The sequence below is a fragment of the Actinoplanes cyaneus genome (assembly GCF_016862095.1).
GTDB lineage: Bacteria > Actinomycetota > Actinomycetes > Mycobacteriales > Micromonosporaceae > Actinoplanes > Actinoplanes cyaneus.
Genome location: NZ_BOMH01000041.1, coordinates 29,313 through 48,433, shown reverse-complemented (window position 1 = coordinate 48,433; position 19,121 = coordinate 29,313). Strand labels below are relative to the sequence as shown.

The window sequence follows — 19,121 nt, the reverse complement described above, 5'->3', positions numbered from 1 at the left end:
GAATGAAAACTTCTCGCGTCAGTGCCCGCACAAACGCCTCGCCTGACCAGCACGCCGATTTCCGGGTACGAACGGTCCCGCTAGGCTGTCGTCATGATCGAGCAGACGGGTGGGGGCGAGCGCCCGGAACCCTTGTCGCTGGGTCTCTCCCCGCTGTCCCGGGTCCGGCTGGACGAGCTGCTGCAGGAGATGCTGGACCGCGTCGGCGAGGTGGTGGCCAGTCGCGAGCGGCTGCGCGCGCTCCTGGACGCGGTCGTCGGCATCGGCACCGACCTGGATCTGAACAGCACGCTCCGGCGGATCGTCGAGGCGGCGTGCGCCCTGGTCGGCGCGAAGTACGGCGCGCTCGGCGTGCTCGCGCCCGACCACAGCAGCCTGTCCGACTTCGTCACGCACGGCATCGACCCGGCCGCGCACGCCCGGATCGGCGACCTGCCGCACGGCCGCGGGGTGCTCGGGCTGCTGATCAGCGACCCGAAACCGGTCCGCCTGCCGGACATCCGTAAGCACCCGAGGTCGTTCGGCTTCCCGCCCCACCATCCGCCGATGCACAGCTTCCTCGGCGTGCCGGTGCGCACCCGCGAGCAGATCTTCGGCAACCTCTACCTGGCCGAGAAACAGGGCGCCGCCGAGTTCACCGACGACGACGAGGAGATCGTGATCGCCCTGGCCGCGGCCGCGGGCATCGCCATCGACAACGCCCGCCTCTACGAGCTGGCCCAGCGCCGGGAACGCTGGCTGGCCGCGACCGCCGAGATCACCAGCGTGCTGCTGGGCACCGTCCAGCGCACCGAGGCGCTCCGGCTGATCGCCCGGCGCGCCCGCGAGGTGGCGGCGGCCGAGCTCGTCCTGGTCCTGCTCTACGAGGAGCCGAACAGCCGGTACGTGATCGAGGTGGCCGAGGGCGCCGACCCGGGTTGTGCCCGGCTGACCGGGCAGTTCGTCCCGGTGGACCCGGCCGATGTCACGGCCCTCGGGCAGGAGGGCTACCGCGCGGTGGAGAACCTGCGCGCGATCGCCGACTGGCCGGGCGAGGTCCCCGCGCTGCCGGCCCTTGCCGCGCCCCTCACCGGCGCCGCCGCGCTGCAGGGCGTGCTGATCGTCACCCAGCCCGCCGGCCAGACGGCCGGTGACGAGGACGCCGTGCTGCTGTCCACCTTCGCCGGTCAGGCGGCCCTCGCGCTGGAGCGCGCACGTGCCCAGGAGGAGCGCCAGCAACTGGCCGTTCTCGAGGACCGCGAGCGCATCGCCCGCGACCTGCACGACGTGGTCATCCAGCGGCTCTTCGCCACCGGCATGCAACTGCAGGCCACGGTGCACCAGGTGACCCGTCCGGACGCGACCAGGCGGATCAACGCCGCCGTCGACGACCTCGACGCGACGATCCGCGACATCCGCCGCTCCATCTTCGAGTTGCGCGCCCCGGCCGGGCCGTCCCTGCGCGGTGAGATCCATCAGGTGGCCGAGGAGGCCGCCGGGCAGCTCGGTTTCCGGCCGGTCCTGGACACCAACGGCCCGGTGGACAGCGTCGTCCCCGACGATGTCGTGCCCGATCTGCTCGCGGTGCTCCGGGAGCTGCTGTCGAACGTGGCCCGCCACGCCGGGGCCACCGGCGTCCGGGTGTCGTTGTCCGCGAGCGCCGCCGAGCTGGTGCTCTGTGTCGAGGACGACGGCGTCGGCACCGACCCGGCGAAGGCCCGCGGCGGTCTGATCAACGTGCGGGGCCGTGCGGAGGATCTCGGCGGCAGCCTCGAACTGGGCCCGGGCTCCGGCGGCTCCGGCACCGTGGTGACCTGGCGGGTCCCGCTCGGCTCCTGAGCGGGGCCGAAGGGCCACCGCCGATCGATTGGTGCTTCACCGTGCTGCCGGCCGGCCCGTAGCGTGCCGGTATGCGGATACTTCACCTGTCCGACACCCATCTGACCCGGGACGCCGGGCCCAATCACTACGGCGTCGACCCCGCGGCGTCGCTGCGGCTGATGCTGCGCGACTGCGGTGAGCTGCGCGAGCTGGACGCGGTCGTGGTCACCGGGGACGTGGCCGACGACGGGACTTCCGAGGCGTACGCGCAAGCCTGGCAGTTGATCGGGGGCTTCGCGCGCGCGGTGTGGGCGACGCCCGGCGTGGTCACCCGGATCGACCCGACCGCCCCGCTGAGCACCGTCCGGGCGGTCCGGGGCGCGTCGGCGAGTCTGGTCGACCTCGGCGGCCCGCACTCGCCGGTGCTGCACACGCTGCACACGCGTGACCCGGAGACGGGGCGAGTCGCCTACGAGACCGGCGCCCAAGGAGCGTGATCAACCCACCGGACCGGCTGACCGTCTGCTGTGCGTAACCGGCGAGGTCCCGGGGTAACGATCGGGCCGATGTTGTGGACCGGCACCTTCACCCGCTACTTCGTCGCCCGAGCGGTCTCGGTGTTCGGCGACGCCATGCTGATGGTGGCCGCGGCCCTGGCGATCGGCCAGGTCTACGGTGCCACCGGGGTCGGGGTCGTGCTGGCCGCCTGGATGGTCCCGTTCCTGGGCCTCATCCTGTTCGGCGGCGTGTTCGCCGACCGGATCGGCGCCCGCCCGCTGATGCTCGGCGCCGACCTGGTCCGGGTGATCAGCCAGGGCGTCGTCGCGGTGGCGTTCTTCACCGGCACACCGCCGCTGTGGCTGCTGGTCACGTGCTCGGCGGTCACCGGCTCGGCCACGGCGATGTTCCAGCCCGGGGTGAACGGCATCGTGCCGCTGGTGACCTCCGACCCGCAGCGGGCGAACGGCACCATCCGGGTCGCCAACGCGATCGCCGAACTGCTCGGACCGGCCGCGGCGGGTGTTCTGTTCGCCCTCTTCGGAGCCGGCCCGGTCTACACCGTGGACGCCGCCACGTTCGCGATCAGCGCCGTCTGCCTGGCCGGGCTGCGCATCGAGCGGGTCCGCGGCACCGGCACCTCGACCGCCAAGGACCTCGTCGCCGGCTGGCGCGAGTTCCGGTCGCGCGCCTGGCTGTGGAGCGTGATCCTGGTCTGGGTCGTGTTCGGCATCTTCCTGTTCGGCCCGCTGGTGCCGCTGGCCGCCGTCGTGGTGAAGCCCGCCGATTATGGCTGGATGCAGTCCGCGGTCGGCGCCGGCACCATCCTCGGCGGTCTCGTCGCGCTGCGCGCCAGGCCACGGCGCCCACTCGTCGCCGGCGCCGCGATGATGTTCGGGTACGCGCTGCTGCCGCTGGCGATCGCCCTGCACACGGTTCTGCCGCTGCTGCTGCTCGCTGCCGCGGTCAGCGGGTTCGGCTGGGCGTTCTGGTCGATCATGTGGCAGACCACCGTGCAGACCCGGGTCCCCCCGGCGATGCTGAACCGGGTCACGTCCTACGAGGTGTTCGGCTCGGACGGCAGCCTCCCGATCGGCCAGTCGCTGGCCGGGCCGGTCGCCGCCGCTGTCGGGGCCGAACGCGTGCTCGGCGCTTCCGCAGTGGTCGGGGTCCTCGGCTGCGTCGCGTTGCTGTGCTTCCCGGCCGTCCGCAACCTGCGCCGGGAGCCGTAGGCCGACGCGGTTCCAGCCTGCCGCAGGCTGGCCGCCACCGTGGTTCTGGCGCCCGGACAACCACGGTGAACGCCAGCCGAAAGCGCGCTGGTTCTGACCGTGGTCATCGGCCGCGACAACCACCGTGGACACCAGCCGTGAGGCGCGGGCTGGTCGCCACAGTGGTGTTGCCGGGGGCGCATTACCACGATGAGCACCAGCCGGGCCCCGATGTCCTGTTCTCGATCGGCGATAACTCGTTGGGCGGCCCGCAAGCGCCAGGCCGTAGCCTGGAAACAGCGACGCCCGAGGAGGCTGTTCCTGATGCGAGAAGCTGAACCGGATCCGGAAGACCCGGCGCTGAGTACGGGGCAGAGGATCATGTTCCATCGGCAGCGACGCGGCCTCACTCGTGATGTTCTCGGCGGCCTCGTGGGTAAGAGCGGGCGGTGGGTGAAAGCTGTTGAGCGAGGCGAGATTCAGCAGCTCAAGCTCCCCACCGTGATCAGCTTGGCGGAGGTCCTCAGGGTGCGGGATCTGGCTCAGCTGACCGGCGGTGAGCCGATGCCCGTGACGACGTTCCGCGGACCAGGACACCCGGCCCTTCCTGCCGTCCGTGCCGCTGTCAATGCCGTCGGCCTGCGGAATGCTGAGGCGCCGCCGTCGCTGGACGATCTTCAGAAGCGGCTCGTCGCAGCCTGGAGGGCCAGGCACGCCTCACCTGATCACCGCACCGTCTTGGGCTCCTTGCTGCCCGACCTCATCCGGGATGCCCGGCTTGCTGCGCGGGAGTTTGACGGTGCAGATCGCCGGCGAGCACTTGCTCTTCTGGCACAGGTCTACAACCTGACGCAGTTCTTCGTTGCTTACCAACCCGATGCCAGCCTGCTCTGGCGCCTCGTCGAGCGGTCGTTCATGGCGGCCGAGGAGTCCGACGACGCCCGCGCACTGGCCGGTGCCATCTGGCTCGCCACCCAGGCACATCGAGACGCCGGCGACTTCGATGCGGCAGAGGCGGTGAACCGTGAAGGCATGGAAGCGTTGAAGCCTCGCATGGCAAACACCGAGAATGACGATCTTCGGGCTGTCTGGGGAGCGCTTCATCACGAGTTGGCTTACACGGCGGCCCGCGCGGGCCAGTACGGCACCGCGTGGTGGTGGTGGGAACAGGCCGACAGAATCGCGCGAACACTCCCGATCAGCTTCTACGAGCCGATGACGAGCTTCAGCCGGGTGATCATGTCAGCCCACGCCGTGACGATCGCGGTCGAGGCGCGACAAGGCGCCGAGGCTCGCAGGCAGGCAACAAAGGCGAGCAACTTGGCGATTCCATCCCAGCCTCGCCGCGGCCGGCACCTGATCGAGGTTGCGCGTGCGTGGGAACTGGTGGGAGACAAGGCAGCAGCGCTCCGCACGCTCAAGGATGCGTATGTGGCCGCGCCGGAGACCATCCGCTACAACGGGCACGCGCGCCGGATGACGTTGGAATTCACCAAGGAACCGGACAGCTTGCGCCGAGACGCAACTGATCTGGCCGATCAGATCGGGTTGCTCATATAGGGGACAGTTTCCTGTCCGTTCGGAATGGTCGGTCGACATAGCGTCCTGCCATGGCCTCGGAGCACGGACAGGATGTTCTGCGCGACGGCTGTCGACGATGACCGACGCGGCAGCCGATTCTTCGTTGATGGGCGCCCGGGAGATCGCGGTCCGGATGGGCCTGTCGCGCCAGCGCATTCAGCAACTCGCCGAACGCCCCGACTTCCCCGCACCGGTGGCGTCGCTGCGCATGGGGCGGGTCTGGCGAACCACCGAGATCGAGTCCTGGCTACGCACCTACCGCGACCCCGGTGAGAGGAGATGAATGTCGATGCTGATCGACCAACCGTTGTGGCGTGCCGCCGGCAACGTCGCCGACCTACTGCTCGCCGACCACTATGCCTCTATTGAGGAACACGAGATCGAACCGCTCGCCAGGACCATCCGGCAGTTCCTGGTCGACCACGGCATTGTCCTCCCCGACGCCTCGGAAGCGAATCCGGACACCGTCGGCTCCAGGCTCTTGTGAAGCCGGACGATCCAGTGCCTTCCCGAGCCGCCTCGAAGCGTTGATCACCATCAACAACGGTGGTCGAGCTGTGCGGGCGTCGGTGCAGCCTGATGTGAGTTCTGACGACTGCTGACAGCGGCGGTGGCGGGCTGGTCGGGGGGCGAGGGTTTAGGTGCCGGTTCCTGTGGAATCGGGGAGCGCATGGGACGTACCGGAAAAGCGCTTCTGATCGCCGCGCCGCTGGCCGCCGGCACCGTCGCGGTGGCTGCCGCACGGCGCCGCGCCGCCCGCGGGCCCGCGGCACATCGCACTCATGTTCTGACCGTTTACAAGCCTATCGACGAACTGCAGGCCACCCAGCTGCCCGGCTCGCTGCGCGAGATCGCCGACGGCGTCGAGATCAGCCTGCGGGCCGCTCCGGGAGATCGGGGAACGGAGATTGCCGTACGCATTCCCGACGGCTCCTCGGTGACCGACGGTGACGTGCGTCGCGCCTTGCGGGAGACCCGTTCGCTGATCGAGACCGGCGACGTGCTGCTGCCGTCGGGCCCCGCCACGACGACGCCGACGTTGCTGAACCGGCCGTTGCAGACGGCCACCCGCAAGGGCCGCGAGGGAGGTCTGCTGTGAAGGCGCTGCAGTGGCAGGGGGTCAACAAGCTCGCCGTCGGCACCGTGCCGGACCCGGAGCTGCGCAACCCCGGTGACATGATCGTGCGGGTCACCAAGAGCGTGACCTGCGGTTCCGACCTGCACCTGCTGGGCGGGTACATCCCGTTCATGGAGAAGGGTGACGTGCTCGGGCACGAGTTCCTCGGCGAGGTCGTCGAGGTCGGGCCGGACGTGCGTAACCACCGGGTCGGCGACCGGGTCGTCGTGTCGTCGTTCATCTCGTGCGGCAACTGCTGGTACTGCGACCAGAAGCTCTTCTCGCTCTGCGACAACGGCAACACCAACCCGGCGATCACCGAGTCGCTGTGGGGGCACGCGCCGAGCGGCTGCTTCGGTTACTCGCACGCGATGGGTGGCAACGCCGGCAGTCACGCCGAGTACATCCGGGTGCCGTTCGCCGACGTCGGCGCGTTCACCGTGCCGGAGGCCGTCAGCGACGAGCGCGCCCTGTTCGCCTCCGACTCCGCCTCGACCGGCTGGATGGGCGCCGACCTGGGCGGGGTCAAGCCCGGCGACGTCGTCGCGGTGTGGGGTGCGGGCGCGGTCGGCCAGATGGCGGCCCGCGCGGCGGTGCTCCTCGGCGCCGAGCGGGTGATCGTGATCGACCGCCTCGACAACCGGCTGCAGCAGGTGGACCGGCACATCGGCGCGGAGACGATCAACTACGAGAAGACCGACGTCTCCGCCGAGCTGCGCGAACGCAGCGGCGGCCGGGGCCCGGACGTGTGCATCGAGGCGGTCGGCATGGAGGCGCACGCGCCCGGGCCGCACTTCGGGTACGACCAGATCAAGCAGCAACTGCGCCTGCAGACCGACCGCCCGATCGCGGTCCGCGAGGCCATCCACGCCTGCCGCAAGGGCGGCTCGGTGTTCGTGCTCGGCGTCTACGCCGGCTTCGTCGACAAGTTCCCGCTCGGCGCCCTGATGAACAAGGGCCTGACGGTGCGGGGCGCGCAGATGCACGGCCAGCGCTACATCCCGATGCTCCTGGACCGGATGGCGAAGGACGAGCTGAAGACCGAGCACCTGGCCACCCACGTGCTGCCGCTGGACCGGGCGCCGGAGGGCTACCGCATGTTCAAGGAGAAGGAGGACGGCTGCGTCCGCGCGGTCTTCCTTCCGTGACGCCCCGGCTGCCGGCGGGTCACGCCGGCTGGCTCTGCTGAGCGGCCCACTCGGCGACCCGGCGGGCGCTCTCCTGCTCGGAGAGGTCCTCGACCCGGGTCATGACCGACCAGCGGATGCCGTACGGATCCCGGATGCTCGCGAATCGGTCACCGGAGACGAAGGTGGCCGGCGCCTCCCGCACCACGGCGCCGGCCGCCTCGGCCCGGGCCACCACGTCGTCGACGTCCGGGCAGTACAGGCCCATGGAGTAGCAGTCCTGGTCACCGCCGGGCGGCGCGATCAGTCCGTAGTCCGGCTGCGGCTCACCCAGCTGCAGCAGGCCGTTGCCGAAGTCGAGCACGGCGTGCGCGACCACGTCGCCGAACTCGGTCACGTCGACCACCCGCGCGCCGAAGATCCTGGTGTAGAAGTCGATGGCCCCGCGGGAGTCCGGGATGACCAGGAAAGGGGTCAGTGCCGTCGCGCCGTGCGGGGTGCCGTTCGTGGTGTACTGGCCGTCCGCGGCCTTGGTCGTCTCACTCATAGGTCAGGATCGTAGGTATGCCCGGAGTGGAGCGGCTTGAAGATTCGCGACAGAAGACCGCGCCGCGTGGCATTCTCTACCCCGCGCGGCTGCCGACGTTCGACCGGTTCCCGCCACCCGAGGCGGTGGCCCAGCTCGTGCGGTGGTTCTGGATCCCGGAGTGGCAGCTCCAGCCCGGCCGCACCTCCCGCCAGCACCTGATCGCCTTTCCCGCCAGCAACCTCGTCGTCGAGCCGGACCTGGTCGGGTTCTCCGGGCCGACGACGCGCAGCTCCTACCGCGACCTCACCGGAACCGGGTGGGGCGTCGGCGCGCTGCTGCGCCCGGCGGCGGTGCCGCACCTGGTCGCGGATCCGGCGGCGCTGCGGGACACGTACCAGAAGATGGATTTCCCGGTCCTGCACGAGGTGGTGTGCCGGGCGATGTCCGGCCCGGGTGACGCGCCGGCCCGGCACCGCGACGCGATCGAGGCCTTCAGCACCTGGCTGGCCGCGGAGATCCCGGCGCCGGATCAGGAGGCGCTGCTGGCCAACCGGATGGCCGACGTCATCGATACGGATCCCTCGATCCGGACGGTCAAGGACGCCACCGAGCGGCTGAACCTCTCGGCCCGCTCGTTGCAACGGCTCGCGTCGCGCTATGTCGGCCTGTCCCCGCTCACGATGATCCGGCGCCGTCGCCTGCAGGAGGCTGCCGCACGTGTACGGGCCGAGCCGGGCACCAGCCTGGCCGACGTTGCCGCCGACCTCGGTTACAGCGACCACGCTCACCTGGCCAACGAGTTCCGCTCGGTCCTCGGCCTGACCCTGAGCGGTTACCGGCAGGAGGCCGAACCCGAGGCTGTCCGCGACTGATCAGGTGTCGCCGAGGCCGATGTGCTCGGCGAGCAGTGCCACCTGTCTGGCGTAGTGCTCGACGAACTCGGGGGAGCGCGGGTCGGCACCGACCAGCCCTTCGATGACGTGCGGCAGGGTGGTCGTCGCCATGCACGCGGCCATCAGCATGATCTCCAGGCAGACCGGGTCGAGCTCGGCCGGCAGCCGGCCCGCCGCCTGCAGGGCCCGCAGCTGGGTGACGCTGCCGCCGAGCATCTCGGTGCGGGTGTCGCGGTCCGGGTCGTCGTCCGGGCCGGTCCACTGCAGGCCGCTCCAGGCGAACATGCGCACCCCGGCGGGGTCGCGCAGCGTCTCCATCGCGTAGCCGCGCAACTGCTCCGGCATCGACGACCCGGGCGGCGCCAACTCCTCGCGGCGCTGCGCCCACCGCTCCGACATCGCGCGGTAGAGGCCCTCCTTGCCGCCGAAGTAGTACGACACGAGCTGTTGGTTCACTCCCGCCCGGGACGCGATCGCCCTGGTGCGGGCGCCGGCGTAGCCGTGCTCAGCGAACTCCGCGGCGGCCGCCTCCAGAATCTTCTGGCGGGTGCGCTCGGGGTCGCGCTGCCGGTTCTGCGGTGCTGGTGACCTGCGCGGACGTGGTGATGTCACGCGTCGATCATACGCCCACCTGACACAATCAAGTAATCATCTGATTGACACGAGCATGCATATGGTTGATAGCCTGCCCGGCATGACACGAGTACTGATCAGCGGGGCGGGCATCGGCGGTCTCGCCCTCGCGCAAGCGCTGCGACAGGGCGGCGTCGACGTCGTCGTCCACGAGCAGGACCCGACGCCGCAGACCCGCGACCAGGGGTATCGCATCCACATCGACGCGAACGGGAACGCCGCTCTGCGCGCCTGCCTGCCGCCCGCGGTCCTCGACCGGGTCCGTGACACCAGCGGCGTGAACGGGGACCTGGTCGCGACCTTCACACAGCGGCTCGAACGGGTCTTCGCGCAGGAGTTCCCCGGCATCCCGCCGAGCGACCTCAGCAACGTGGACCGGGACACGTTCCGGCGTGGGCTCCTGACCGGGCTCGACGACCGGGTGTTCTTCGGGCGGACGGTCGCCGCCTACCAGGTGACCGATGCGGGGCGGGTCCGCGTCGAGTTCGCCGAGGGCGGCTCCGACGAGGGCGACCTGCTCGTGGGCGCGGACGGGGTGGGCTCGGCCGTCCGGCGGCAGTTGGCTCCGGGCCCCGGTCCCCGGGATCTCGGTCTGCGCTGTGTCTACGGAAGGATGCCGATCGACGCCGCGACCGAGCCCCTGATCCCGGCCGACTTCAACCGCGGGTTCTGCTGGGTCGCCGGCGACAACGGCGCCGGCGCCGGCTTCGCCCCGGTGCGCTACCGCGATCGCCCCGGTGGATACCTGATGATCGCCCTCGTCACGACACCGGACCGAGTCGGCGGCGACCTGCACGCCATGGTGATCGAGGCGACGAGCGGCTGGCACCCGACGATCAAGAGCCTTGTCGCGTACGGCGACAGCACCTCCTTCTTCCCGATCACCCTGCGTGCCAGCGACCGCATCGAGCCGTGGCGATCCGGTCCCGTGACGATGCTCGGCGACGCGGTTCACGCGATGCCGCCGGCCGGGGGCGTCGGCGCCAACGCCGCCCTGCAGGACGCCGCGACCCTCGCCGCCGAGCTGCTGTCCGGAAAGGATCTGCTCGACGCGGTCGCCGACTATGAGAGGGTCATGCTCCCGCGCGGCTTTGACACCGTCGAGAACTCGGTGCGCATGATGGGCCGGCTCGCGGGCGGCTGACCCCTGATGGGCCGGCTTGCGGCCAGCCCCTGATGGTCGGGTTGCAGGCGGCCGGCCTCTGGCGGGTCGACTTGCGGGCGGCCGGCCCTTGATGGGCCGGCCCTTACCGGCTCACCAGGGGAGCACGCCGTGCCGGTCGCTGAACGTGCCGGTCGGGCCGTCCGGGCCGATCGTGGCGAGCGCGACGATGGCGTCGGTGCCCTCCGTGACGGTCTGCGGGCCGGAGTGGCCGTTGAGGTCGGTCGCGGTGTAGCCCGGGTCGACCGCGTTGATCCGCAGAGCCGGGAGGAAGCGCGCGTAGACCGTGGTCAGCATGGTGAGGGCGGCCTTGCTCGCCGAATACCCCAGGCAGGGAACCGAGTGCTCGACCTTGGACTCGTCGGCCCGCACGCCGAACGAGCCGAGACCGCTGCTGACGTTGACGACGACGGGCGCCGACGACTCCTGCAGCAGGGGGAGGAAGGAGTGCATCGTGCGGACCGGGCCGACCGTGTTGGTGTCCAGGACGGAGAGGACCTCGGGGCCGTCGAACTTCGCCATGTCACCGATGAAACCGGAGACCCCGGCGTTGTTGATGAGCACGTCCAGGCCGCCGAACCGGGCCCGCACCTGCTCGGCGGCCGCGGCCACCGACTCGTCGGAGGTCACGTCGATCGCGACCCAGTCGACGCCGAGGGTCTCCGCGGCCTCCCGCGTCCGGCCGGCGTCGCGGCCACCGATAACCACCTGGTGACCGAGCTCCTTGAGCCGCCGAGCCGTCTCGTAGCCGAGTCCCTTGTTACCGCCGGTGATGAATGTCGTCGTCATGCCGGTAACCCTCACACGATTCCGGCGGGGCGTCGTAAGACCGTTCTCCCTATGACCAGCAGTACCACCCAGGGCCGCAGAACCCGGACTAAGGTTGCGCGGTGAGCCAACCCGGCGGCTTCTCCGCCCTTCTGCGAGCGTGGCGAGCCCGTCTCCAACCGGCCGCCGCGGGCCTTCCCGCCGGCCGTCGCCGGACACCCGGCCTGCGCCGGGAGGAGGTGGCGATCTTGGCCGGCCTGTCCGCCGACTACGTGACCCAGCTCGAGCAGGGCCGGGCCGACCGCCCGTCGGAGCAGGTCGTCGCCGCCCTCGCCCGGGTGCTGCAGCTGACCGCCCTCGAGCGTGACCAGCTCTACGTCGCGGCCGGCCTGCCCGCGCCCCTGCCGAGGACAGTGCCGACCGACATCCCGGGCAGCGTGCAGCGTCTGGTCGCCCGCATGCCCGACGCGGCGGTCGGCGTCTACACGTCGTACTGGAAGTTGTTGACGGCGAATCCGACATGGGTCGCGCTGCTCGGCGAGGTGGACCCGTCCCGGAATCTGATCTTCGAGGAGTTCACCGGTTCCGAGCTCTGTGCCGTGCGCACCCCGGCCGAGCGGGATCAGCTGCGGCGCGGTCTCGTGTCGGACCTGCGGGCGACACACGTGCGCTACCCGCGGGATCCGGAGGTGCGCTCGCTCGTGGCGAGGCTGGAGCAGGTCAGCGCGCCGTTCGCCAGGATGTGGGCGGAAAGCGTGATGGTCGGCGAGCGCCCCAGGCTGAAGACGTTCACGCACCCGGTCGTCGGCCCGATCACCCTCGACTGCGACGTGTTCACCGTGGTCGGCACGGATCTGCGCATCCTGGCGTACACGGCGGTGCCCGGCAGCGTGGACGCCGCGCGCTTCCAGCAGGTGCGCGCCCTGGTCTCCCAGCCGGTCGGATGAGCTCGTTCGCCCCGGCATCACGGGGCAACGGGCCGCGGCGCTCTCCATCAGACTGGGTCGATGAGTCTGAACGGGGACGTCACGAACCGGTCGGCCGGCGCCGCGGAGCAGGCGGTGCCGCCTCCGTCACGGCGGGCCGTGCTGGCGGGGTGGGTCGCGGCCCTGGCGGCGACGGTGGGGTTCATGCCGTTGCACGTGGCGTGGGCCGCGGGAATCCCGCTGTTCGCCGACAGGGAGCGGTTCGAGGTGTGGCACGCCGACGGGGGCGGCACCTATCTGTGGACGCTGAACGCGCTGGCGTTGCTCCCGGCGGTGCTGGCGTTCGCGCTGATCCGGCCCTGGGGGCTGGTGCTCCCGCGCTGGGTTCCGGGCCTCGCGGGCCGGCGGGTGCCGCGCCTGCTGCTGATCGTCCCGGGGTACGGACTGGTGGTGGCGCTCTCCGCGTACACGGTGTTCGCGCTGGTCCTGACGTTCGTGCAGTGGGGCGCGCCCGAGGCGATCTTCAGCCCGTGGACCGGGGTCTACGGGATTCCGCACTTCATCGTCTGGGTCGTCGCGCTGGCCGTCGCGACCCACTCGTACTCGCGGCGCACGCGCGCTCTCCGTTGACCTCCTCTCCGTCCTGAAGACGGGGATTCCTTCATGCTGCGCGGAGAACGCGTGGCCTCCGGGTGGGTCATCGCCCTCACCGCGCGGTGCCGGGACAGGCTGGTCAACAGCATCGAGGGCCTCTCCGCACGCCGGTGCGCGCTGGCTCAGGAGCGCTTCTTCCTCGTCCAGACGACGTAGGCGGTGCAGAGGATCAGCATGAGGACGGCGATGGAGCTCCACGCCCAGCGGGCGAAGGGCTCGTCGGCCGCGAAGGCGCGGACGCCGGCCAGGACGGCGAGTGCGAGCGGACCCAGGCCGAACCACTCGGAGTGCTCGGAGAAGGCCAGATCCTTCAGCGTCTGCCGCATGCGGCCAGTCTAGGTAGGACGGCGGGAAGGAGCGAACGGCACAGTGCCTGGAGCGGCGAGCTCGGGTTGCCGCAGGGCGAGGGCCGCGCCGGGGCGGGGGTCCGGCAGGGCGTGGGTCGCGCCAGGCCGGAGGGCGGAGGCCGCGCTATGCCGGCGTCGTGCTCCGGCGCCGCAGGCGCAGCCAGGAGAGCCAGCCCAGTCCGATGATGAAACCGAAACTGATCAGGCGGTAGAGGACGACCGTGGCCACCGCCGCGGGACCCGCCACCCCGCCGGTGATCAGTCCCAGGATCAGCGCGCTGTCGATGATGCCCAGGCCACCGGGGACGATCGTCACGGTCCCGGCGGCCATCGCGGCGCAGAATGCCAGCAGGGTCGCGGTCACGCCGGGCGCGGGTTCGCCGATGGCCAGGAAGCAGAGCCACAGGCCGGTGGCGTCGAGCAGCCAGTTGAGCACGGCCAGCAGCGCCGCGGACAGGCCCAGGGCGGGGCGCAGCCGGGCTGCCCGCAGCTGGGTGAGGAAGTCCTGGACGCGGTCGTGGCCGTGGTCGGCGGGGCGGCGGCGCAGGCGGTTCACGGCGGCGAGCGGGGCGTGGAAGAGGTCCGGGCGCCGGGCGATCCGGCGGGCGCCGGCGATGAGCAGGATCGTGGCGGTGAGCAGGCCGGTCAGGTGCCGCCAGTCGGCGTTGCCGCCGGCCGCGAGGGCGCCGGCCACGGTGATCGCGGCGAGCGCGCAGGCGGAGAGGATGCCGCTGAGGGCGATGACCCAGGAGGCCACCGCGGGGGTGGCGCCGAAGCGGCGCATCTGCTGGAAGTTGAGCCGGGTGGAGAACGCCGGGCCGCCGGGCAGGGTCTCGTTCAGCGAGTGCGCGGCGTAGGCGAGCCGGACGTTGTCCATGAGGGGCGCGTGCACGCCGGCGGACTGCAGCAGGCGGCGCTGCATCCGGGCGTAGGCGTGCATCGAGACGATCTCGGCGGCCACGGCCAGGAGCAGCCATCCCAGGTGGGGGCGGCGCAGGTGGTGCAAGGCGTCGACCAGGGAGCTCCATCCCAGGACCAACTCGACGGTGACCAGGACCAGAACCGTGGCGGCGGCGGCCAGGCGGAGCCGGTTACGCCGTACCCAGGAAGGGGCCGGATCTTGGGTCTCGGGGTGTGGGGTGGTGATCGCGGGCACGGTGGGCCGCTGCAGGGTGGGGATCACCGCTGGCTCCTGGCGGGTGTGACGGAGTGGTTCGACCGGCGCCGGAGTTGCCGCCGCGTGGAGATCAACAGTCGAGTCGAGCCATGAATTCCCTGGTAGAGGGGGTGATAAGGATCATGGCGGCGGCTGGTCCCGCGCGGCCTCAGCAGCGTGGCCGGCGGGAGAACCCGTTCCGGCGCGCGAGGTTGTGTCGGCCTGTGCATGCGCGCCGGAACGGGAGGCGGGGTTCAGGTTCTGCCGATCGCCGCGTACTGGGGCGATCGGCAGGACGTGACACCTAGCGGCGGGTGGTGTCCACCTGGTCGATGGCCGGGGCGCCGTCGACGGCGTCGGCGCCGACCGCCGCCGCTTTCATCTCGCCGGGCAGGTCGAGGCTGTCGCGCAGCATGACCGGCCGCATGGCGACCGCCGCGACGATGCCGATGATCCCGATGAACGCCGAGATCAGGAAGATGTGCCCGGTCGCGTCGCCGTAGGCAGCGCGGATGATGTGCACGATCGGCTCCGGCAGCGCGGTCAGGTTGAGCGCGCTGGTGCCGCCGCCGCTGCCGGAGGCGGGCACGCCGGCCGCGGCCAGGTCGTGGGTGATCTGGTCGGTGACCCGCCGGGCCAGGACCGCTCCCAGGACGGAGACGCCGATCGTGCCGCCGAGCGACCGGAAGAACGCGACGGTGGAGCTGGCCGCGCCGATGTCCCTGAGGGCCACGGTGTTCTGCACCGCCAGGACCAGGTTCTGCATCGACATGCCGACGCCGGCGCCGACCAGGAACATGCCGATCCCGACGAACCACAGCGCGGTCTGGTGATCGATGGTGCTGAGCACCGCGAATCCGGCGACGAGAACGATCGAGCCCGCGATGATGTACGGCTTGATCCGCCCGGTCTTCGTGATCAGCCGGCCGGAGACGATCGAGGTGACGAGCACGCCGGCCATCAGCGGAATGGTGAGCAGGCCGGCCTCGGTCGGGCTGTAGCCACGGCCGATCTGGAAGTACTGACCGAGGAAGACCGCGCCGCCGAACATCGCCATGCCGACCGCGAGGCTGGCGAGGATGGCCAGGGCGGTGTTGCGCTGCCTGACGATGGGCAGCGGGATGATCGGCTCGGCGGCCCTCGACTCCACGAGGACGGCGAGGGCGAGCAGCACGATGGTGCCGCCGACCATGGCGTAGGTCTGCCAGGACAGCCAGGCGAAGGTGTCGTCGACGAAGGAGATCCAGATCAGCAGCAGGCTCACGCCGGCGGCGATCAGGGTCGCGCCCAGGTAGTCGATCTTCACGTTGTCGCGCCGGTTGGTCGGCAGGTGCAGGGTCATCTGCAGCAGGACCAGGGCGACGACGGCGACCGGGACGCCGATGTAGAAGCACCAGCGCCAGCCCAGCCAGCTGGTGTCGACGATCAGGCCGCCGAGCAGCGGGCCGCCGACCGTGGCCAGGGCCATCACGCCGCCGAGGTATCCGTTGTAGCGTCCCCGCTCGCGCGGCGGGATCATGGCGGCGATCGCGACCTGGACCAGGGCCTGCAGACCGCCGACGCCGATGCCCTGGAAGGCGCGGGCGGCGATCAGCTCACCGGCGTTCTGCGCGGCGCCGGCCACGGCCGACCCGATGACGAAGATCACGATCGAGATCTGGATCAGGGCCTTCTTGTTGAACAGGTCGGCGAGCTTGCCCCAGATCGGGGTGGTGGCGGTCGCGGTCAGCAGGGTGGCGGTGACCACCCAGGTGTACTGGGTCTGCGAGCCGTTCAGCGCGCCGATGATCTTCGGCAGCGCGGTGGAGACGACCGTGCTGCTCAGCATCGCGACGAAGAGCACCAGCAGCAGCCCGGAGAGGGCCTCCAGGAGCTGCCGGTGCGTCTTCGTCTCGCTCGCCGCGGTTGCCGCCGGTGGGGTGGGTGCGCTCATGGCGCGGCCTCCGTGGTTTCGTGGATGTTCAGTGCTCTGTGGATGTCACCGACGAACCGGTCGATGCCCCGCTGAAGGGATTCGATGTCGTCGGCGCTCCAGCCGTCGAGGGCGCTCGTGATGAGCTCGGCGTGCCATCGCAGGGCATCGCTGAGCGCGGCCCGGCCCGCGGGCGTGACCACGAGGATCGTCGCGCGGCCGTCGTGCGGGTCGGCCTCGCGCGCCACCATGCCCTGGCGGACCAGGGTGGCGACGCCCCGGCTGACGGTGGACGGGTCGAGCCCGGCGTGCTCCGCCAGGTCACGGCTCCGGCAGCCGGTGGGCAGCCGGTCGATCTCCGTGAGGAGTCCGAGCAGGCCGGTAGGGATGGCCGGCTGCGCTGCGGACCGATGCTGCTTGATCAGGCGGATGGCCTTGAGCAGATCGTGCAGGCGCATGCCGATCTCGGGCGGTGCACCGTGCATGGGCGGAACCTTCCAGGCCGTTCAATGCTTGCTACAGCCAAGTATCTTCACAGACTTGCTCAAAGGGCAAGTTTTCCCAGAGAGAAAGTTCGACGGAGGGATCAGCGCGATCTGGTACACCCCGACGGACCGTGAGTGGGAGGCGGGCGAGCGCCGGGCACGCTGCTTCGTCTACCTGACCAAACGTGCGGTCCGCGGGTCGCTGGCCGGGATCGGGCCGTCCGGCCTCTGATCAGGCGGCCACCGCGACCTGGTCCCGCCCGGCCTCCTTGGCCCGGTAGAGGAGCTGGTCGGCGAGCAGGGGAAGGCGGGCCGACTCGGTCACGTCGGTCGGCGTGCACGCGACCCCGACCGACACCGTCACCGTCACCGACTCGGTCGCGGTGACCGGGATCGGCGCGGCCCGGACGGTGGCGTGGATCCGGGCGGCGACCGCGCGGGCCTCGGCGGGGGAGGTGTGCGGCAGCAGGACGGCGAACTCCTCCCCGCCGTACCGGGCGATCACGTCCTGCGCCCGGACCGCGCCGTTGAGCCGGGCGCCGACCTCGCGCAGCACCCGGTCGCCGGCGTCGTGCCCGTACGTGTCGTTGACCTGCTTGAAGTGGTCGATGTCGAACAGGATCACGGCGTGGTCGCGGTGCCCGGCGTGGACGAGCGCCTCCTGGAAGTACCGCCTGGTCCGCAACCCGGTCAGCCCGTCGGTCGTCGCCATCCGCCGCATGTCCGCGACCAGACCGGCAAGCCGCCCGATGACCAGCAGGAACAGCACGCCGCAGATGGCGCAGATCAGCGGCACGTGCAGGGCAGCGCCACGTACGTACTGCGCCAGCAGCGTCGCCGGCGCCAGCAGCGAGGCGAGCGCGAGCGTGGTGAGTCGCAGCGGGCCCATGTCCGGGGTCGGCACCGGGCTCGGCGCGTCCAGCTCCCGCATCGACGGGTGCATGCAGCTGAGGCCGAGCATGAGCGGCGAGATCACCCAGAGCGCGGCGGCCAGCGCGTGCCCGTGCGTGCTGCCGGAGAGCGTGCCGAGGGTGCTGATGGTGTCCGGCACGACGGTCAGCCCGAGGTAGCCGGTGATGCTGTGGACGGCGACGGACTTGCGGCCGGTGTCCAGCAGCAGGCGTGCGCCGAGCGCGGCCAGCATCAGATCGCCGAGCGGGTACGCGGCCGCGACCAGACGAGTGGCGAGCTCGACGTCCGTGCCGGCGACGATCGGGTCGATCAGGAAGATCCACCAGAACAGCCCCGCCGAGACCGTGATGATCGCCGCGTCGAGCAGCCCGGCCAGGTCCCGTCCCGGGTTGCGTTTGCGCAGGATGAGCAGCAGGGTCACCGCTCCACCGGCGGTCACGCTCAGGAAGCACACGTCGGCCACGCTGGGTGGGCGGCCCTGGAGGACACCGGGCGGCAGCAGGGTGCCGACCGTTGCCAGCACCAGGGAACCGGCCAGCAACCACGGCCAGACGGCGCCCGGCCGGTACCGCCGGATGCCCAGCAGAACCGCCGTGACGCCGGCCGCGACGGACACCGCGGACAGGCCGGCCGTGACCGCTTCCGGGGCGCCGGTGACCGTCGCGATGACGTACGCGACGGAAATCGTCACCGCGACGGCGACGTATCGGATCCACGGGGAGCTCAGGAGCATGGGCCTTCCGGTGTCCGCGGGCACGTAACCCACCGATCGGCAGCCGTCGCCGAATCCTGACCATTTCCAAACGACCGCTCGGAATGCTTCCTCCTCGACCCGTCGGCAGATGAGAGGAAACACATCGATGCGGAAAACTCTGGTTCTGGTGGTGGCAATGCTGGCGCTGTCCGCGTGCAGCCCGGCGAAGGAGGCCACCGCGCCGGAGGTGGCGACGCTGGCCGGCCCGTCGGCGGCGGTGTCCGCCTCACCGCAGTCGCATCGCCCGCGCGAGCGCCTGGACACCACGCCCGAGGAGTACGAGGCGATGCTCGCGCCGTACAACAAATGCATTGCCGAGCACGGCGGGATGTCGAGATCCGCGGCCGCCGCGGGCGGCGCGCCCAAACCCGCGTCGGAGAAGGAGGTGGCGAAGTTCGACGAGGCGAACCGGATCTGCGAACCGCAGTACTTCCCGCTGCCGCCGTGGGAGAAGGACCCGGCGAACCCGGAGGCCAAGGACTTCGCGAGGGACGTGGTGAAGTGCCTGAAAGGCAAGGGCGTGAAGTACGTCGAGGTCAGCGACGACGGGATCAGCATCGCGCTCGGCGGCGACGACAACGACGCGCGATCCATCTCGATGGGCATGGACCTGATCCCAGGCTGCGAGCGGGCGACCGCGGCGACGAGGAAGTGAG

Annotated in this window: 21 protein-coding genes; 13 read left to right on the top strand and 8 right to left on the bottom strand. The window is 70.9% G+C overall.

The window, feature by feature from the left end:
* The first annotated feature begins 93 nt into the window (after nucleotides 1–93).
* The 8 genes from Acy02nite_RS27450 to Acy02nite_RS27415 all read left to right on the top strand — a co-directional run bounded on the left by Acy02nite_RS27450 (nucleotide 94) and on the right by Acy02nite_RS27415 (nucleotide 7,355).
* The gene (locus tag Acy02nite_RS27450; protein ID WP_239175253.1) at nucleotides 94–1,818 is read left to right on the top strand and encodes a GAF domain-containing sensor histidine kinase; all 1,725 of its coding nucleotides are present in this window, start codon (nucleotides 94–96) and stop codon (nucleotides 1,816–1,818) included.
* Nucleotides 1,819–1,889: 71 nt separating this feature from the next.
* A complete protein-coding gene (locus tag Acy02nite_RS27445; protein WP_203745677.1) occupies nucleotides 1,890–2,297 on the top strand; it encodes a metallophosphoesterase in 408 nt (135 codons plus the stop codon).
* 69 nt (nucleotides 2,298–2,366) lie between these two features.
* On the top strand, nucleotides 2,367–3,530 hold the full coding sequence (locus Acy02nite_RS27440) for an MFS transporter (protein ID WP_203745675.1): 1,164 nt from the start codon (nucleotides 2,367–2,369) through the stop codon (nucleotides 3,528–3,530).
* A gap of 303 nt (nucleotides 3,531–3,833) precedes the next feature.
* Entirely contained in the window at nucleotides 3,834–5,069 is a 1,236-nt protein-coding gene (locus Acy02nite_RS27435) for a helix-turn-helix domain-containing protein (RefSeq protein WP_203745673.1), read from the top strand.
* Nucleotides 5,070–5,166: 97 nt separating this feature from the next.
* A complete protein-coding gene (locus Acy02nite_RS27430) occupies nucleotides 5,167–5,373 on the top strand; it encodes a helix-turn-helix transcriptional regulator (protein WP_239175252.1) in 207 nt (68 codons plus the stop codon).
* Nucleotides 5,374–5,577 (top strand): hypothetical protein, encoded by a 204-nt coding sequence (locus tag Acy02nite_RS27425; protein ID WP_203745671.1) that lies wholly within the window; start codon nucleotides 5,374–5,376, stop codon nucleotides 5,575–5,577.
* Nucleotides 5,578–5,760: 183 nt separating this feature from the next.
* Nucleotides 5,761–6,189 (top strand): hypothetical protein, encoded by a 429-nt coding sequence (locus Acy02nite_RS27420; RefSeq protein WP_203745669.1) that lies wholly within the window; start codon nucleotides 5,761–5,763, stop codon nucleotides 6,187–6,189.
* Complete coding sequence (locus Acy02nite_RS27415) at nucleotides 6,186–7,355, top strand: zinc-dependent alcohol dehydrogenase (RefSeq protein ID WP_203745668.1); 1,170 nt, start codon at nucleotides 6,186–6,188, stop codon at nucleotides 7,353–7,355. Before Acy02nite_RS27420 ends, Acy02nite_RS27415 begins: the two co-directional genes overlap by 4 nt.
* 19 nt (nucleotides 7,356–7,374) lie before the next feature.
* On the opposite strand, the gene Acy02nite_RS27410 is transcribed toward Acy02nite_RS27415, so the two are convergent.
* Nucleotides 7,375–7,881, bottom strand: coding sequence for a VOC family protein (locus Acy02nite_RS27410; protein ID WP_203745666.1), 507 nt, complete (start codon nucleotides 7,879–7,881; stop codon nucleotides 7,375–7,377).
* Nucleotides 7,882–7,907: 26 nt separating this feature from the next.
* Here Acy02nite_RS27410 and Acy02nite_RS27405 point away from each other — a divergent pair, with 26 nt between their 5' ends.
* On the top strand, nucleotides 7,908–8,735 hold the full coding sequence (locus tag Acy02nite_RS27405) for an AraC family transcriptional regulator (protein WP_307872297.1): 828 nt from the start codon (nucleotides 7,908–7,910) through the stop codon (nucleotides 8,733–8,735).
* Here Acy02nite_RS27405 and Acy02nite_RS27400 read toward each other — a convergent pair whose 3' ends face one another.
* Nucleotides 8,736–9,368 carry a TetR/AcrR family transcriptional regulator gene (locus Acy02nite_RS27400; RefSeq protein WP_203745658.1) on the bottom strand — a complete coding sequence of 211 codons (633 nt, stop codon included), beginning with the start codon at nucleotides 9,366–9,368 and terminating at the stop codon, nucleotides 8,736–8,738.
* Between the two features lie 82 nt (nucleotides 9,369–9,450).
* Between Acy02nite_RS27400 and Acy02nite_RS27395 the strand changes: the two genes are divergently transcribed.
* Nucleotides 9,451–10,533, top strand: coding sequence for an FAD-dependent oxidoreductase (locus tag Acy02nite_RS27395; RefSeq protein WP_203745655.1), 1,083 nt, complete (start codon nucleotides 9,451–9,453; stop codon nucleotides 10,531–10,533).
* A gap of 111 nt (nucleotides 10,534–10,644) precedes the next feature.
* Here the strand turns inward: Acy02nite_RS27395 and Acy02nite_RS27390 are convergent, their stop codons facing one another.
* A complete protein-coding gene (locus Acy02nite_RS27390) occupies nucleotides 10,645–11,340 on the bottom strand; it encodes an SDR family NAD(P)-dependent oxidoreductase (protein WP_203745646.1) in 696 nt (231 codons plus the stop codon).
* Nucleotides 11,341–11,441: 101 nt separating this feature from the next.
* Between Acy02nite_RS27390 and Acy02nite_RS27385 the strand changes: the two genes are divergently transcribed.
* Both Acy02nite_RS27385 and Acy02nite_RS27380 read left to right on the top strand, forming a co-directional pair.
* Entirely contained in the window at nucleotides 11,442–12,266 is an 825-nt protein-coding gene (locus Acy02nite_RS27385; RefSeq protein WP_203745636.1) for a helix-turn-helix transcriptional regulator, read from the top strand.
* 60 nt (nucleotides 12,267–12,326) lie between these two features.
* On the top strand, nucleotides 12,327–12,875 hold the full coding sequence (locus Acy02nite_RS27380; protein ID WP_203745634.1) for a hypothetical protein: 549 nt from the start codon (nucleotides 12,327–12,329) through the stop codon (nucleotides 12,873–12,875).
* Nucleotides 12,876–13,021: 146 nt separating this feature from the next.
* Here Acy02nite_RS27380 and Acy02nite_RS27375 read toward each other — a convergent pair whose 3' ends face one another.
* The 5 genes from Acy02nite_RS27375 to Acy02nite_RS27355 form a co-directional block, all read right to left on the bottom strand.
* A complete protein-coding gene (locus tag Acy02nite_RS27375; protein WP_203745632.1) occupies nucleotides 13,022–13,225 on the bottom strand; it encodes a hypothetical protein in 204 nt (67 codons plus the stop codon).
* A gap of 145 nt (nucleotides 13,226–13,370) precedes the next feature.
* Nucleotides 13,371–14,429 carry a lysylphosphatidylglycerol synthase transmembrane domain-containing protein gene (locus Acy02nite_RS27370; RefSeq protein ID WP_239175251.1) on the bottom strand — a complete coding sequence of 353 codons (1,059 nt, stop codon included), beginning with the start codon at nucleotides 14,427–14,429 and terminating at the stop codon, nucleotides 13,371–13,373.
* A gap of 277 nt (nucleotides 14,430–14,706) precedes the next feature.
* Nucleotides 14,707–16,335, bottom strand: coding sequence for an MDR family MFS transporter (locus tag Acy02nite_RS27365; protein WP_203745630.1), 1,629 nt, complete (start codon nucleotides 16,333–16,335; stop codon nucleotides 14,707–14,709).
* The gene (locus Acy02nite_RS27360; protein WP_203745621.1) at nucleotides 16,332–16,799 is read right to left on the bottom strand and encodes a MarR family winged helix-turn-helix transcriptional regulator; all 468 of its coding nucleotides are present in this window, start codon (nucleotides 16,797–16,799) and stop codon (nucleotides 16,332–16,334) included. Before Acy02nite_RS27360 ends, Acy02nite_RS27365 begins: the two co-directional genes overlap by 4 nt.
* Before the next feature lie 232 nt (nucleotides 16,800–17,031).
* Nucleotides 17,032–18,444, bottom strand: a complete 1,413-nt coding sequence (locus Acy02nite_RS27355; protein ID WP_203745619.1) for a sensor domain-containing diguanylate cyclase — start codon at nucleotides 18,442–18,444, stop codon at nucleotides 17,032–17,034.
* Nucleotides 18,445–18,571: 127 nt separating this feature from the next.
* Here Acy02nite_RS27355 and Acy02nite_RS27350 point away from each other — a divergent pair, with 127 nt between their 5' ends.
* On the top strand, nucleotides 18,572–19,120 hold the full coding sequence (locus Acy02nite_RS27350; RefSeq protein ID WP_203745617.1) for a membrane lipoprotein lipid attachment site-containing protein: 549 nt from the start codon (nucleotides 18,572–18,574) through the stop codon (nucleotides 19,118–19,120).
* Nucleotide 19,121: the final 1 nt, after the last annotated feature.